Origin of the sequence: Caproicibacter sp. BJN0012, from assembly GCF_035986805.1 — a bacterium.
GTDB lineage: Bacteria > Bacillota > Clostridia > Oscillospirales > Acutalibacteraceae > Caproicibacter.
The window spans coordinates 1,283,242-1,298,061 of sequence record NZ_CP142518.1; the positions used below are offsets into that span (position 1 = coordinate 1,283,242).

At 51.2% G+C, this 14,820-nt stretch carries 11 protein-coding genes; 10 read left to right on the forward strand and 1 reads right to left on the reverse strand.

What is annotated here, in order from left to right:
* Nucleotides 1–172 precede the first annotated feature (172 nt).
* Both VA597_RS06110 and VA597_RS06115 read left to right on the forward strand, forming a co-directional pair.
* Nucleotides 173–1,564: an MBOAT family O-acyltransferase gene (locus tag VA597_RS06110; protein ID WP_326975530.1), complete on the forward strand. Its 1,392-nt coding sequence runs from the start codon at nt 173–175 to the stop codon at nt 1,562–1,564.
* Between the two features lie 30 nt (nt 1,565–1,594).
* Complete coding sequence (locus VA597_RS06115; RefSeq protein WP_326975531.1) at nt 1,595–2,770, forward strand: DHHW family protein; 1,176 nt, start codon at nt 1,595–1,597, stop codon at nt 2,768–2,770.
* 26 nt (nt 2,771–2,796) lie between these two features.
* Here the strand turns inward: VA597_RS06115 and spoIID are convergent, their stop codons facing one another.
* Nucleotides 2,797–3,792 (reverse strand): stage II sporulation protein D, encoded by a 996-nt coding sequence (spoIID, locus tag VA597_RS06120; RefSeq protein WP_326975532.1) that lies wholly within the window; start codon nt 3,790–3,792, stop codon nt 2,797–2,799.
* A 269-nt stretch (nt 3,793–4,061) separates the two neighbouring features.
* On the opposite strand from spoIID, the gene VA597_RS06125 reads away from it, so the two are divergent.
* From VA597_RS06125 to VA597_RS06160, 8 genes are all read left to right on the forward strand, one after another.
* Entirely contained in the window at nt 4,062–5,429 is a 1,368-nt protein-coding gene (locus VA597_RS06125; RefSeq protein ID WP_128741924.1) for a citrate/2-methylcitrate synthase, read from the forward strand.
* A gap of 20 nt (nt 5,430–5,449) precedes the next feature.
* Nucleotides 5,450–6,439 (forward strand): hypothetical protein, encoded by a 990-nt coding sequence (locus tag VA597_RS06130; RefSeq protein WP_128741925.1) that lies wholly within the window; start codon nt 5,450–5,452, stop codon nt 6,437–6,439.
* 92 nt (nt 6,440–6,531) lie between these two features.
* Complete coding sequence (gene gap, locus VA597_RS06135; RefSeq protein WP_128741926.1) at nt 6,532–7,548, forward strand: type I glyceraldehyde-3-phosphate dehydrogenase; 1,017 nt, start codon at nt 6,532–6,534, stop codon at nt 7,546–7,548.
* 864 nt (nt 7,549–8,412) lie between these two features.
* Nucleotides 8,413–9,105: a hypothetical protein gene (locus tag VA597_RS06140; protein WP_128741927.1), complete on the forward strand. Its 693-nt coding sequence runs from the start codon at nt 8,413–8,415 to the stop codon at nt 9,103–9,105.
* A 9-nt stretch (nt 9,106–9,114) separates the two neighbouring features.
* On the forward strand, nt 9,115–10,047 hold the full coding sequence (locus VA597_RS06145) for a hypothetical protein (protein WP_326975534.1): 933 nt from the start codon (nt 9,115–9,117) through the stop codon (nt 10,045–10,047).
* 60 nt (nt 10,048–10,107) lie between these two features.
* Nucleotides 10,108–11,727: a hypothetical protein gene (locus VA597_RS06150; RefSeq protein ID WP_128741929.1), complete on the forward strand. Its 1,620-nt coding sequence runs from the start codon at nt 10,108–10,110 to the stop codon at nt 11,725–11,727.
* Between the two features lie 14 nt (nt 11,728–11,741).
* A complete protein-coding gene (locus VA597_RS06155; protein WP_128741930.1) occupies nt 11,742–13,973 on the forward strand; it encodes a glycosyltransferase family 2 protein in 2,232 nt (743 codons plus the stop codon).
* A gap of 46 nt (nt 13,974–14,019) precedes the next feature.
* Nucleotides 14,020–14,814 (forward strand): polyprenol monophosphomannose synthase, encoded by a 795-nt coding sequence (locus tag VA597_RS06160; RefSeq protein WP_243112640.1) that lies wholly within the window; start codon nt 14,020–14,022, stop codon nt 14,812–14,814.
* Nucleotides 14,815–14,820: the final 6 nt, after the last annotated feature.

A 14,820-nucleotide genomic window follows, 5' to 3' on the forward strand; every position in this document is an offset into this window, starting at 1 on the left:
AAGAGTAGTTGAAAAGGGCCGCCGGGTCCCCGGCAGCGCATTTTGAAAGGGATGCACCGGGCGGCTGATGCGGGAGAACGCAAAGAAACATCTTTGCGTTCTCTTGCTTTTTTTCGTCCATTCTTTTACAATAGGAATCGGAAGAATAATCGGGGGAAAGGACCAGGAAACAATGATATTCAGCAGCCTCTTTTTTATTTTTATCTTTCTTCCGGTTTCGCTGGCGGCGTATTATCTGCTGCCGCGCAAGTGGAGAAACCTCTGCCTTTTTGCTTTCAGCCTTGTCTTCTACGCCTGGGGCGAGCCGGTTTACGTGTTCCTGATGCTGTTTACCGCCGTCTTCGATTACGCGGTCGGGGCGCTGCTGGAGCGCTTTTCCGGCCGGCCGGCCCTGCGCCGCGCCGTGCTGGTTTTCGGCATTTGCGTGAACCTGGGGATGCTGGCCTGGTTTAAATACGCGGCGCTGTTTGTTTCCACGGCCAACTCGATTTTTTCCCTGTCGCTGCCGGTTCCCGCCGCCGCGCTGCCGATCGGCATTTCGTTCTATACCTTTGAGTCCATTTCTTATTCCGTCGACATTTACCGCGGCGAGGCGCGCGCGCAGGGGAACCTGGTCGACTTCGGCACTTATATTTCATTTTTTCCCCATCTGATTTCCGGGCCGATCATCCAGTATAAAGAGATGCGGGCCCAGTTGCGGGGAAGGGCGGAATCGATGGAGCATGTGACGGAAGGCGCGCTGCGCTTTCTTCACGGCCTGTTCAAAAAAGTGCTGCTTGCGAACAATCTTGCGCTCATCGCGGACAAAGTGCAGTATTTCGGCAATCCCACGGCGCTGAGCGCATGGCTTGGCGCGCTTGCCTTCACTTTTCAGATTTACTTTGATTTTTCCGGCTATACCGATATGGCGATCGGGCTTGGCCGGATGTTCGGTTTTGTCCTGCCGGAAAATTTCAACATGCCTTACAGCGCGCAGAGCGCCTCCGATTTCTGGCGGCGTTGGCATATGACGCTGGGCCGCTGGTTTCGCGACTATTTGTATATTCCGCTCGGCGGCAATCGGTGCTCCACTGTCAGGCTTGTCCGCAACCTGGCGGTTGTCTGGGTGCTGACGGGCTTTTGGCACGGCTCCAGTTGGAATTTCGCGGTTTGGGGCGCATACTGGGGCTTCCTGATTATCTGTGAGAAATTATTTTTGCAGAAGTGGCTGGACCGGATCCCGGTATTCTTTCGCTGGCTGTACGCGTTTTTGGCCGCGGTTGTCGGCTGGGTGTTTTTTTCCTATACGGATATTCAGAAAGCCTGCGGCGTTGTGGCCGCGATGTTCGGGTTTTCCGGCGGTTCCGACGCCCTGGGAGTCTACACGCTGATGACCGGTATGCCGGTTCTGCTGCTTGCCGCGCTGTTCTGCACGCCTTATCCGGCGAGGTTGGTCCGGTGGCTCGGCCAAAAGGGGAGAGGCGGGCTTGTGGTTCGCTGCACCGGCATGACAATCCTCTTTTTGCTTTCGATTGCCGCGCTGGTTGATAATTCCTACAATCCGTTTTTGTATTTTCGTTTTTGACGGAAAATGTTGATTTACAGGGGGATAAAGATGCTCCGATTAAAAAAATGGATTGGTTGCCGGCCATTCTCGGTTTCGGCGGCATTGCTGCTTGCGGTTTCGGTCTTGGTGGGGGATATTTGGCTCGCGGCGGCGCCGAAACAGACTTTTTCCGAGAATGAGAACAGGGTTCTGGAACCCGCGCCGGTTCCATCGGTTGATTCCATCTTGAGCGGGAACTTTATGAAATCGGCGGAAAATTATGTCGGCGATCATTTTCCGCTGCGGGATGTTTTTGTTTCACTGAATACCACGGAACAGATTTTGCTTGGAAAAAGAGATCTTGCGGCGGATTACAGCACTGTGCCCGCGGAAGGCGGCGTTTATTTCGGCAAAAACGGTCATATTTATGAAGTCCTGCTGCCGGACAGAACCGGTACTTTTCAGGATAATGCCTCCGCTCTGGCGGATTTCGCGGAAAAGTCCGGCGTTTCGCTGACCATTTTGCCGGTGCCCTCCGGTTCTCAGGAGCAGCCTGAGAACCTTCCCGATTCCGCGCCGAACCACGACCAGCGGCAGGAGTTTCAAGAGCTGGAACAAGCGGTGGGACAAAAGGCGGCGGTGGTCGATCTGTTTGATAAACTCAGCCTGAAAACGGGCGGCGATTATTATTTCAAGACCGATCATCATTGGAATACCTACGGGGCTTACATCGGCTACGCGGCGCTTTCCGAGGCGATGGGATTCCCCTGCGTGAAGCAGAGTTCGTTTGATTACAAAACGGTGCCGCAGCCTTTCTATGGCACGCTTTATTCCAAAGCCGTCAACACATGGCAGAAGCCGGACACGTTGGTGCTTCCCTTTGAGAGAGGGAAGTCGTCTGTTATCCAGGTGACGGCGGGGAAAACGCATCAGGGGATCTACTGGGAAGAATATCTGAATGAAAAGGATAAATATTCCGTTTATCTCGGCGGGAATCCGTCGGTGACGGTGGTGAAAAATCCGGACGCAAAGGGAGGAAAGCTTCTTTTGCTGAAGGATTCCTTTGCAAATTCCATGATACCTTATCTTTCCCAGAGTTTTTCGGAGATTCATTTGGTCGATCTTAGATATTACAATCAGGATATTTACGAATATATTACACAGAATGGAATCAAGCAGGCCGCCGCCATTTACAGCGTCAAACAGCTCTGCGATGTTTCCATCGCGAATAAACTAAGGCGGTAGGCCAAAATGGTCCGGATGGACCGGCTTTATGTCTCAAGCGTGGTGGTTGGATAGTACCAGGAAAGGATTTGGCGGTAATTTACTCCTTCCTTTGCCATGTACTGCGCGCCGGTTTGGCTCATGCCGACGTCGTGGCCGTAGCCGAGCACGAGAAAGGTGAACTGACCGTTGGAATAATTTACGGTGAAGTTTGCGGAACGCAGCCCAAAGGCAGTCCTGGCCGCGTTTCCGGTGATGCTTTTGCCGCCCAGCAGGATGCTTTTGACCGAACCGGCGGCGGTGCGTTCCGCGGCGCCGACCCAGCCGGAAGGGTCGCCTGAAAGATTTGCGTCCGGCGCGGCAGCCAGAATGTCCGTTTTCATTTTATCCGTGGGCAGGGTGACGGCGGTTTGGTATCCGCCCGCGAAGCGGTCGCCTGGACTTGCGACGGAAACCAGATAGGGGCGCTCCCCTCCCCAGACGTCCGCGGAAGATTCCGTATTCCCCGATGAAATGGCATAGTAGGTGGCTTCGATCAATTCGCCGCTGCTGCGCAGGGTCTGCCCGAAGACAGGGTCGATCGCCGTCTTGAGCGCCTGTGCGTATTCGTCATAGTGGCTGCCCCAGCGTTTTCTGCGCAGATCGTCGGTCAGGTAGATCTGTCCGTTTTGGAGGTCGGCGGAAAAATCCGCTCCGTTCAGCGATGCGTCAGGCGTCTTTTTTTGAATTTCACGCAGCCGGCTGTAATAGGTATAACAGGCTACCGCCTGCGCTTTCAGGGCTTCCGTTTCCGCGCTGGGCGACATTTCGGCCGCGACGCCTCCGGTCATAAATTCGCGGTCACCGACCGTCAGGATTTGCTTGGTGCCTGAGTCCATGATGTGAAAAGAGCTGCCGGTGATCGCCGGTTCGGAGCTTGGATTTTTTCCTGCCTGAGAGCCGTCTTTGCTTGCCGCGGAGCTGCCGATTGCGGCAAATGGGATGAAAAACATGGCTAGAAAAAGGATAAGACCCAGAAGGATTTCTCCCCTGCGATGCTGCATTCCATATTCCTCCTTTACCATTCATACATTTTTCATTTTAAATGATTCAGCCGACCACTTATATAGTATCTATAAAGAATAAACACGCAATAAAATGAAATATTTAACAAATTATATTGCAAAAACAGACGCCAAAGTGGGCAGAGAGTCACTTGACTTTAATTGCCTGGTGGGATAAAATACATTTAAAATAAAGTTAGGGTCGGGCCGCGTTGTTTTCCGCTCGGAGCAGCGGCTTTATTTTTTATCATGAAAGGAAAGGTGCTAGGATGGCGGAAATCAATCTGGAAAACCACAGCCCGGAACTGGAGAACCTTTGCGGCGAGTTCCGCGCCAATAATCGAATTGCCCCGGAAAAATTCGATCTTTATCAGGTGAAGCGCGGATTGCGGAATCCGGATGGCACGGGTGTCATGGCGGGGCTCACTTTGATCTGCAATGTTCACGGGTATCTGATTGCGGATGGTGAACTGATCCCGGACGTAGGGAAATTGACTTACCGCGGCATTGATCTGAATGATATCGTGGATGGATGCACATCGGAAAACCGGTTCGGATTTGAAGAGGTCGCGTGGCTTCTTTTATTCGGAAAGCAACCTACAGCCGGCCAACTGGAGCAGTTTAAAATGGTGCTCAGCGGTTTCCGGGAACTGCCGGAGTATTTCGCGGAAGACATGATTATCAAAGCTCCTTCCAAAAATGTAATGAACAAGCTGGCCCGGTCCGTTCTGGCGCTTTATTCCTATGACGAAGACCCTGACAACCCGTCCCTGGAGAACAACATGCGCCAGGCGATTCAGCTGATTGCCCGTCTGCCCACCATCATGACTTACGCCTATCAGGTCAAACGCCGGCGCTTCGATAAGAAGAGCATGTATTTTCATCCCCTGGATCCCAGCCAGTCCACTGCGGAGTCCATCCTGAATGCGATTCGTCCGGACCGCTCATTTACGGACGAGGAGGCGAAACTGCTTGATATCTGCATGATGATCCATGCGGAGCACGGAGGCGGAAATAACTCTACGTTTACCGCCCGGGTGCTTTCTTCGACGGGGACTGACATCTATTCGGCGATCAGCGCCGCGATCGGGTCGCTGAAGGGACCGAGGCACGGCGGAGCGAATCACCGGGTTATGACGATGATGAACGGCCTGATGGAAAGCGTGAAGGACTGGAAAGACGACGATGAAATATCCGGTTACCTGGAAAAAATACTGCGTAAAAAAGTGCCGGACCACTCCGGGCTGATCTATGGGATCGGCCATGCGGTTTACACGCTCTCCGATCCGCGTGCCGTCATTCTGAAAAAACAGGCACGCAGACTTGCGGAGGAACGCGGAATGCTGGAAAAGCTGGAACTGTTTGAGCGGGTGGAACAGCTCGCGCCGGGAGTGTTTGCAAAAGTGACGGGAAATCCGAAAGTGATGTGCGCGAACGTCGACTTTTATTCCGGCCTGATTTATGAGATGCTGGGCATTCCGAGCGACTTGTACACACCGCTTTTTGCTGTTTCAAGGATAGCCGGGTGGTGCGCCCATCGCATTGAGGAAATGGAAACGTGCGGACGGATCATGCGCCCGGCGTACCGCTCGCTTTCCAAAAATGTTCCTTATCTGCCAATTGACCAAAGAATGTGATATATATGGGGGAAGTTGATATGAAACGGGCTTGGATCTCCTTTTGGGTGACTCTGGGGTTGGTTCTTCCGATCAGAATTTTTGCAATGCTCCGGTATCTGAATCCGCAGACCGGATTTTACTCGGATGGCGGCAGAGTGGTTGGCGCGGCTTCCGCCTTGCTGATTGCGGGCATTTTTCTGACCGTGTTTTTTGCCGGACGGGCCGCGGTGGGAGAGTTTGGAACTGAACCATTGAAGAATATCCCCGCTGCCGTTTTAGGAGCGTTTGCGGGAATTTTTGTGGTGGTTCAGTCCGTTGTCGGGATCGGCACCGGCTTTTTGGGGGAGGGGCAAATCTTTTACCAGATCTATTCCTATCTGGGAATTCTGGCCGGCGGCGTGCTGCTGATGACAGCCTATGGTTTCGCGGCCGGTCTGCGCACGGTTGGAAGCCGTCCGATCCTCGCGCTGATCCCTTCCGTCTGGGGCTGCTTTTTCCTGGTTGTTCTGTTTATCACTTACTCGGCGGCCGTCAATCTCGTAGAGGATGTCTATCATACATTTACGGTTGTTTTTCTGCTTTTATTCCTGTTTACACAGGCAAAACTGCTCACGGGTATAGAAAGTGCGAAAACCGGAAAAATGATTTATGTGACAGGCTTTCCCGCGGCGCTGCTTTCGCTGGTGACGGGCGTGCCGAGCTGCATCCAGTACTTTGGGACAGGGGAAACCGCCGGCTTTATTTCCATTGGCCTGCATATGGCGAACATCATGCTGGCGTTTTATATTATCGCTTTTCTTCTCGCGCTGCGCCCTTCGCTTTGTCCGGCCAAGACGGATATGACCTTCGCTCCGTCCCGGCAGCCGGGAAAATCTGCTGAAGATGGGGACAAGCCGGAAGTCGAGGAAAATTCCATCGCCGTGTATGCCGGGTTTCTGGCCAAGGTTTGTGGAAGCGGAGAAAAGTTCATAGAAGCCGGCGTCAGTCCGTTCTACACCCCGGAGGAATCCATAGCGGAAGAAAGCTAGTTAAAATATTATCAAAAAGCTTGTAAAAGTATTCCTGATGTAATAAAATAAATAGGAAAGAATGGACCGAAAAGATTAGGAGGTAGCAGTTTATGTCCATCAAGATTGGTATCAATGGTTTTGGCCGTATCGGGCGTCTCGTGTTCCGTGCGGCGGCCGCACAGCCCGAGACTTTTGAGGTCGTCGGTATTAATGATCCCTTTATCGACCCGGATTACATGGTGTACATGGTGAAATACGATACCATGCACGGTCATTTCCAGGGTGAAGTCAAATCGGAAGATGGAAAACTGATTGTGAACGGCAAAGCCATTTCTGTTTATGCGGAGAAGGATCCTTCCCAGATTCCGTGGGGGAAAGTAGGCGCCGAATATGTGGTGGAGTCCACGGGCGTATTCCCCAGCACTGAAAAGGCTTCTGCCCATATCGCTGCCGGCGCGAAAAAAGTCGTTATATCGGCGCCTGCGAAAGACGACACGCCGACTTTTGTCTGCGGTGTGAATCTTGACATGTATAAAAAGGATATGAAGGTTGTTTCCAATGCTTCCTGCACAACAAACTGCCTTGCTCCGATCGTAAAGGTTGTCAATGACAAATTTGGGATCGTGGAAGGTCTGATGACCACGGTGCATTCCACCACGGCGACCCAGAAAACCGTCGATGGTCCTTCAAAGAAGGACTGGCGCGGCGGCCGCGCGGCAGCGGGCAATATCATTCCGTCCACGACCGGCGCCGCCAAAGCCTGTGCGCTCGTGATTCCATCCGTGAAAGGCAAGCTGACCGGCATGTCCATGCGCGTACCGACCCTGGATGTTTCCGTCGTCGATCTGACCGTCAGCCTCGCGAAACCCACTACCTATGAAGCCATCTGCGATGCAATGAAGGAAGCTTCCGAAGGCGATATGAAAGGAATTCTGGGGTATACGGAGGATATGGTTGTTTCTTCCGATTTCCTCGGCGATGCCCGTACCTCCATTTTTGATGCCAAGGCCGGTATTATGCTGAATGACCATTTTGTCAAACTGGTTTCCTGGTACGATAATGAATGGGGCTACAGCAACAAGGTTCTGGAGCTCATCAAGCACATGTTCAAAGTCGACCATGAATAATTTTCTACTGTGATTGAGGCCCTTTACCGAAGTATGCTTCGTGCTCCGGTAAAGGGCCTTTCTATGTTGCTGTCATTTGAGGCAGGTAAAGAAAGATTTTACAAATCAATTCTTTTCGCTTCCGAAATGATGTGTTATACTAAAAAAACTGTATGGTTCTTACTTCTGTTAAATTCAGTCGTTGTTTCCATCATAAATGCGCTCTCCATATGTCGCTGATACTGTTTTAAAATATGCAAATAATTTTTTGTTTTCAGAAAATTTTTTTCTTTACATGTGGTTGCAGTTCATTTATAATTATTCACGAATAAAAGAAGTATATAAAGGTTCCGCTGGGATCCTTGAACGAGACTGAAACTAAGCTGATGGAGTATTCCTGTGCTAAGGTTCTGCAAAAATTCTGAGCGGGCATTTTGGCACTTTATTGTGATTCCAGGTGGGAATCTGCCTGCTGTGCGACGAAATCAGACACGATTTGACATTGCGCCGTCAGAGGCGGATGGGATGGAAAAGAATCTGCTCTTCAAGAGAGGTGCAGGTTCCTGTGCGTCCTGTTTCACAATCGGGAAATTTCTAAAAATAAACTGAGTGACAAATAAGGAAGAATCTGCTATGATAGCTGATGTTATAATACGTTGGAGCTAAAATTTATTGTCGAAAAAAGTAAGCATTTAATTGTACGGTGAATATCGAAATCGGATTCATGCATGCTTTAGTCCAAAATCAGATATAATAGGAGACATACCACTTTTGGAAAATTTAATCGAAACAGTCAGCCGTTCTAGACGCTTTCCTGAAATCGTTTTAACGAAACCGGGACCCTTGGAATTCTAAAGTTTTTATCTAAAAGTGGGAGGCCCGTACATGGATGACGAACTTCCGATCAAACCCAAGCTCACATATTTGGCCGATAGACGGTGGATCATTTCATTTGCGCTGCTTCTTTTTTTGGCGGAATCCGCTTATGGGTTCTATCAGGGACTTATCCTGCAGGTCCTTCCCGCCGATGCCATCAGCCGCGTGGCAAATGCCTATTATGTGGTTGCAGTGCAGCCTCCCCGGCTAAGCTCGATCGGTCTGATCTGGAATCCACTTCCAAGTTTGCTGGAACTTCCTTTTGTGGCACTTGCTCCACTTTGGAAACCGCTTGTTTCCCGCGGACTTGTCAGTTGTTTGGTCACGGCGGCGTTTTCTGCTTTGACGGCGTACGTATTACTGAGTGCTTTCTTAAAATTCCAGATATCGAAAACTTACGCATTGTTTTTCACATTCCTTTATATTCTGCACCCCTACATTTTCTATTACGGCTCCAATGGAATGAGCGAATCGATCTTTTTTTTCTTCATTATCTACTGTATCTGCAACTTAACTCTTTGGTTCGCATGCGGCAGCGGCAGTTATTTGATCAGAATAGCTTTTGGCCTTGCGGGTGGTTTTCTGGTAAGATATGAAACCATACCTTTTGCAGTAGGAATCGGTGTTTGCATCATCCTCAATATTCTGTTTAATACTAGAGAAAGCTCCTACTGGGCGGCGGGTGGACGACGGTTCGAATAGTTTCGCTATATGGAAGGTACGCTGGTGATGCTTTATACGCCGGCTGTTTATACCGCTTTGGTATGGGTTCTGATCTGCTGGGTGATAACCGGGAATCCCCTCTATTTTTTCAATTCCAATTATTCCAACATGGCGCAGAGCGAAAGCGCCGTTCAGGTTTCTACGGTTCCGGGACTGATCCAGTATGTTTCTTTCCGCGCCATGCCCTTTTTAATGGTGTTTTTCGCAATCATCGCAATGCGTTTTATCGGCCGTGCGGTTTTCCGGTATGATTTTCTTTGCCTTGTCTGTCTGGTCCTGTCGCTCCTTTTGTTCCATATCCTCATGTACTGGAATGGAAGCTCCTTCGGGTGGCTGCGTTTTTTCTGCTACAGTCTTCCGGTTTGCGCTGCCTTTCTTCCCTATGAGAGTGCCGCCTGCCGGGACGGATACTTCAAACTCGGCCGGGCGGGAAAGCACTATGCGGGAAGGCGGGAGAAGCGCCTTGGGCCTGGGAGCAAAGTACCCGTTTCGCAGAAATTTTTCGCCGTGTTGCTGTCGGCCGCTCTGGTCGTATCCGTTATTCTGCTGAACAACGTCATGCAGGGCAGGAAGATCCCGGACTATGAGGGAAGCACTCATGACGAGGAATATCGTATTGCGGATTATATCAATGATAAGCTGCCGGACAGGACGATCCTGACCGATGTTTTTACGACATATAACATAGCTCTCAATGTGGATCATTTTCAGAAACTTGTGGTCAGCAGCAGTACAAATTTCAATGCATGTATCGCGGATCCTGTTGGGAACGGGGTGGAGTACGTACTCGTACCGGACCCGAAGGATGCGCCGAGCGATGCCATTAATCTGGCTTATCCGAATCTGTACAATCAGGGAACGGATTGGTGCGTCGAAGTCCGTGATTTTTCAGGCTATAAACTGTTTCAGGTGACCGGCTGAAAACGGATGCCCCTTCCGGTGAATTCTGATCCGGCAGGTACGTTTCTGGAGGGATATAAAATGTCAGTGGCTTTGCCAAAACACATGAAGCCGGATCATCTGAGCCGGAAAACGATCGTGTGTGTTGCCATTGCCCTGTTTGCGGCAGAAGTTCTTTACGGGCTCTATATCGGAATCGTGCAGGAAATGATGCCCGGAGACGCAATCAGCCGGGTGGCCAACGCCTATTATGTCCTTGCCGTAAAACCGGTTCGGCTGAGCTCCATCGGGCTGATCTGGAATCCGCTCCCGAGTCTGATGGAGCTTCCGTTGGTCGCCTTGTCTCCGCTATGGAAGCCACTGATTTCCCGCGGGATTTCCGGGAGTATCATCACCGCTCTGTTTTCCGCCCTTTCTGTGGGAGTCCTTCTCAAAACTTTTTCAAGATTTTGTATTTCCAAATTTTATTCATTCCTTATCGCGCTTTTTTTTGCTTTGCATCCTTATATTTTTCGCTACGGAGCGAATGGCATGAGCGAGGCCATGTTTTTCTTCTTTATTATTTACTGTATCTGCAATTTGATCTTATGGTTTCGGGAAGGGAGTTCCAGTTACATTGTAAAAATAGCTTTCGGCCTTGTCGGGGGCTTCCTTACCCGCTATGAGACGATACCGTTTGCTATGGGAATTGGTTTCTGCGTGGTTCTGAACATCCTGTATAACCCGAAGGAGAAAAAATACTGGTCTGCCGGAAACCGGAAAAGGGAGCGGTATCGTTATATTGAGGGAACGCTGGTCATGCTGTATACTCCGGCCGTTTATGCAGGAATTGTCTGGATTTTGCTCTGCTGGGTCATAACGGGGAATCCCTTCTATTTTCTGAACTCCAATTACTCGAATTCCGGGCAAAGCGCTTTCGCCGACGGGGCAAGTTCCCTTCCGGTGCTGGTGAGCTATATTTCCCGCCGCGCCATACCGTTTCTTCCGCCGTTTTTTGCAATTGTTCTTATGCGCATCGTCCGCAAGAGCTTATTCAAGGCCGATTTTCTCTGCCTTCTTGCCCTTGTGCTGTCACTTCTCGGTTTTCATATCCTGTTGTACTGGCGGGGCTCCTCGTTCGGTTGGCTGCGCTTCTTTTGTTATAGCCTTCCCATCTGCATCGCCTGGCTGCCCTATGAACTGTCGACGTATCAAGAGTCTGAGCCTGCTCATTTCCGGACACCGGCTCTTTCCTCGCCCGTAATACGGACAAAAAACGTAATGCTGAATTTTTTTAAGGTCCTAATACCTGTCTCCCTTATTGTTTCCGTCTTTCTGGTGCAAATTGTAATGTCGGACTACGTGATTGCGGACCAAGAGGGCGGCGCGAGCGCGTTTCAGGAAAACCTTCAGGTTGCGGATTACATTAATAATCACCTGCCGGACAAAATTGTACTCACCGATGTCTTTACTACCTATAATGTCGCCATGAACGTCGATCATTTTGACAATCTTGTTGTCAGCAGCAGCCTCAATTTCAAACAATGTGTCGCCGACCCGGTCGGTAACGGCATCAATTATCTGCTGATTCCCAATCCGATGGGGATCAGCAACAATGACGCGATCAATCTTGCTTACCCGGGCCTTTACGTGAACGGTGCGGACTGGTGTGCGGAAGAAAAGGACTTTGGAGATTTTAAACTCTTTCGCATCACCGGATAGCGGAAAGGAAAACGATGGAGAAAACAGAAAAGCGGCTCGGGGAAAAACTTCTTGAGGCCGGCTACATTACGGAAAAACAGCTTGAGGAAGCCGTCGCCATGCAGCAGCGTGACGGTGGGCTGATTGGCGACTGCCTGGTCCGGTACGGATATCTTTCTCCTTATCAGCTTTCCGATTTTATTTACCAGAACCAGTTTTCAAAGTTGGGAGAGCTGCTGATTCAGGACGGCAGGATCGACCGGGAGCAGCTGAGGCAGGCGCTGGAATACCAGAAACAGTACGGCGGAAGGATCGGGAGCATCTGTGTGCATCTCGGCTTTCTGACGGAGAAAGAGCTGGAGCAGACGCTGCGGGGGCACAGCCGCAGCAAGGGGAGGCTGGGCGAAATCCTGCTGCGTGACGGAGTCCTGACGCAGGAACAACTGGACAGGGCGATCGAGATGCAGCAGAAGAGCGGCGGACAGCTTGGCGAAATTCTGCTGTTTCTGCATGCGATCGATCAGGAAACTCTCTGCCGGGAGCTCGCCAAGCAGTTCGAGCTTGGCCGTGTCGGGGAAGAGGTGGAGGTAGAAAAGGGGAAAAACCTGCCCTATGCGATGGCGAACCGATATCAGGCGATCGTTGTTTCCGAACGGGACGACAGGGATCTTCTCGCCGTGAGGAACCGCCTGGACGACAAGGCGGTCCGGGCGATCGAGGAATATCTGGGCAAGCCGGTGGAACAGGTTCTGGCGACGCCGGAGGAAATGAATCGTTGGTGGCAACAGCATTTTCAAAAAGTCCAGCGCCATAAAAGCATTTTCGACCTTTATGACACACAGCCGGAAAATTCCGCCATTGTGACGTTCAGCACGCCTCAGCTGATCGTTCTGATTGCAGTCGGCATCCTCATATTGACGGGCTTTATTGTGGATTGGCTTTCCACTCTGTTTATTGTCAATCTGGTAGTCCAGATCGTATATGCCGTTATGACGTTTCTCAAACTGTATCTTGTCCTGAAGGGGGAAGATGAAGAATACCAGCTTCGGTTTTCGGACGAAGAGGTTGCCGGGATCGATGAAAAGGAACTGCCGGTCTACACCATCCTGGTTCCCGTCTATCACGAAGCTGCGGTGATCGAGACTCTGCTCAGGCACATCGCGGGAATGGATTATCCGAAATACAAGCTGGATGTGCGGATTCTGCTGGAAGAGGACGACCAGGAGACCATCGAAGCCGTTTCCTCGCTTCTGAAATCCGGCCGTCTGCCGATTGATTTTGTTCCGATCATAGTGCCGAAATCTCAGCCGCAGACAAAGCCGAAGGCCTGTAATTACGGGCTTTTGCAGGCGCGCGGCGAGTATGTCGTCATCTACGATGCGGAGGACCGGCCGGAACCCGATCAGCTGAAAAAGGTGTTTCTGTCCTTTCAGACGCTGCCGCAGGAATTTGTGTGCGTACAGGCAAAACTAAACTATTACAACAGCGAGCAAAACTTTCTGACAAGGCTTTTTACACAGGAATACAGCATGTGGTTTGAAAACCTTCTGGTCGGCGTCATGTCAATGGACATTCCGGTTCCGCTCGGCGGCACCTCGAATCATTTCAAAATGAGCTTTCTGCGTGAGGTAGGGGGCTGGGACCCTTTCAATGTCACGGAGGACGCGGACCTCGGGGTAAGGCTGTTCAAATTCCGGTACAAGACGGTGGTTCTGGACTCCCGCACGTGGGAGGAGGCGAATTCCACCGTCAGAGGCTGGATCCGGCAGCGTTCCCGGTGGATCAAGGGATATATGCAGACCTGGCTTGTGCATATGCGGCATCCGGTCAAACTGTACCGAGACCTCGGGCTGAGGGGCTACATCGGATATCACGCGATGGTTCTCGGCACCCCCGCGCTTCCGCTCATCAATCCGCTCCTTTGGCTGATGATGATCCTCTGGTTCGCAACGAAAGCCTGGTGGATTCAGTACCTGTTTCCCGGATTTCTCTATTATATCGCCATGATTCAGCTCCTGTTCGGCAATTTCATGTTTACCTACATTAATCTGATCGGCATGTATTCTGTGATTCGGGACTGCAACCTGAAAAACAAGCCGATCTTTTCCTACGCGCTGATTAAATATGCCCTCTTGACACCGGCTTACTGGGTCCTGATGAGCGTAGCGGCGTACAAGGCGCTGTTCCAGCTGCTGAAGAAACCCTTTTATTGGGAAAAGACGGTTCACGGGCTGGACGACGAGGAAGAAACGATGGATTCCGGCTGAGGCAGCTTGAGGATTTTTGAAAAGAGGGGAAAGGGGAGAAAAAAGCGTGCGGATTTCCGTTGTTGTGCCGGTCCGCAATGAGGCGGAGAATATCGCTCCGTTGCTGAGTGAGATCTCCAAAGCGCTCGAGGGTATTTCTTTTGAAGTTATTTTTGTAGATGACAGCACGGACGGTACACCCGAAATCATCCAAAAAGAGGCGATGCGGAGCCGGGCGCCCGTGCGAATGGAACACAGGGAGGGACAAAGCGGCCTTTCTTCCGCCGTGCTGCGGGGATTCGAACTGGCCGAGGGCGATTTTGTCGCCGTGATGGACGCCGATCTGCAACACCCTCCCACAATGCTGCGGAGCATGTACTGTGCCATGCTTCACGGCGCCGATCTCTGCCTGCCCAGCAGGCGGATACCCGGCGGAGGGGACCCTGGGCTTAAGGGCTCTCGAAAGTTTGTCTCCTCGACGGCGGCATGGATGGGAAAGGTCATGGTCGCCAGGCTCCGCCCGCTTTCGGACCCGACCGGCGGGCTGTTCATGGTAAGAAGGCCGCTGCTGGAAGGGGCGGGGTTGAAGCCGATTGGCTGGAAGATCCTGGCGGAAGTCGCCGCAGTTTGCCCCTGTGAAAAAATCATAGAAATTCCGTATGTGTTTCAGAAACGGAACAGCGGAACGTCGAAAATATCACTGAAGGTCACGCTGGAATATATCGGGCAGCTGGTTTCACTCCTGACAAGAGCGCGGAAAGGCGGCCGATTCAGGGTGGAACGCTGGTCGGAACAACAAGTTACTGAAAGTCTGGAGGAGTTGAAAGGTGCGCAAAATAGTGAAGAAGAGGTCTCACGTTAAAATCCT

Bases quoted from the DNA above. Each gene is read 5' to 3' on its own strand.
- VA597_RS06145 (WP_326975534.1), top strand. From the start codon at position 9,115: ATGGAAGGTACGCTGGTGATGCTTTATACGCCGGCTGTTTATACCGCT.
- VA597_RS06110 (WP_326975530.1), top strand. From the start codon at position 173: ATGATATTCAGCAGCCTCTTTTTTATTTTTATCTTTCTTCCGGTTTCG.
- VA597_RS06115 (WP_326975531.1), top strand. From the start codon at position 1,595: ATGCTCCGATTAAAAAAATGGATTGGTTGCCGGCCATTCTCGGTTTCG.
- VA597_RS06130 (WP_128741925.1), top strand. From the start codon at position 5,450: ATGAAACGGGCTTGGATCTCCTTTTGGGTGACTCTGGGGTTGGTTCTT.
- VA597_RS06150 (WP_128741929.1), top strand. From the start codon at position 10,108: ATGTCAGTGGCTTTGCCAAAACACATGAAGCCGGATCATCTGAGCCGG.
- VA597_RS06155 (WP_128741930.1), top strand. From the start codon at position 11,742: ATGGAGAAAACAGAAAAGCGGCTCGGGGAAAAACTTCTTGAGGCCGGC.
- VA597_RS06125 (WP_128741924.1), top strand. From the start codon at position 4,062: ATGGCGGAAATCAATCTGGAAAACCACAGCCCGGAACTGGAGAACCTT.
- VA597_RS06140 (WP_128741927.1), top strand. From the start codon at position 8,413: ATGGATGACGAACTTCCGATCAAACCCAAGCTCACATATTTGGCCGAT.
- spoIID (WP_326975532.1), bottom strand. From the start codon at position 3,792: ATGCAGCATCGCAGGGGAGAAATCCTTCTGGGTCTTATCCTTTTTCTA.
- gap (WP_128741926.1), top strand. From the start codon at position 6,532: ATGTCCATCAAGATTGGTATCAATGGTTTTGGCCGTATCGGGCGTCTC.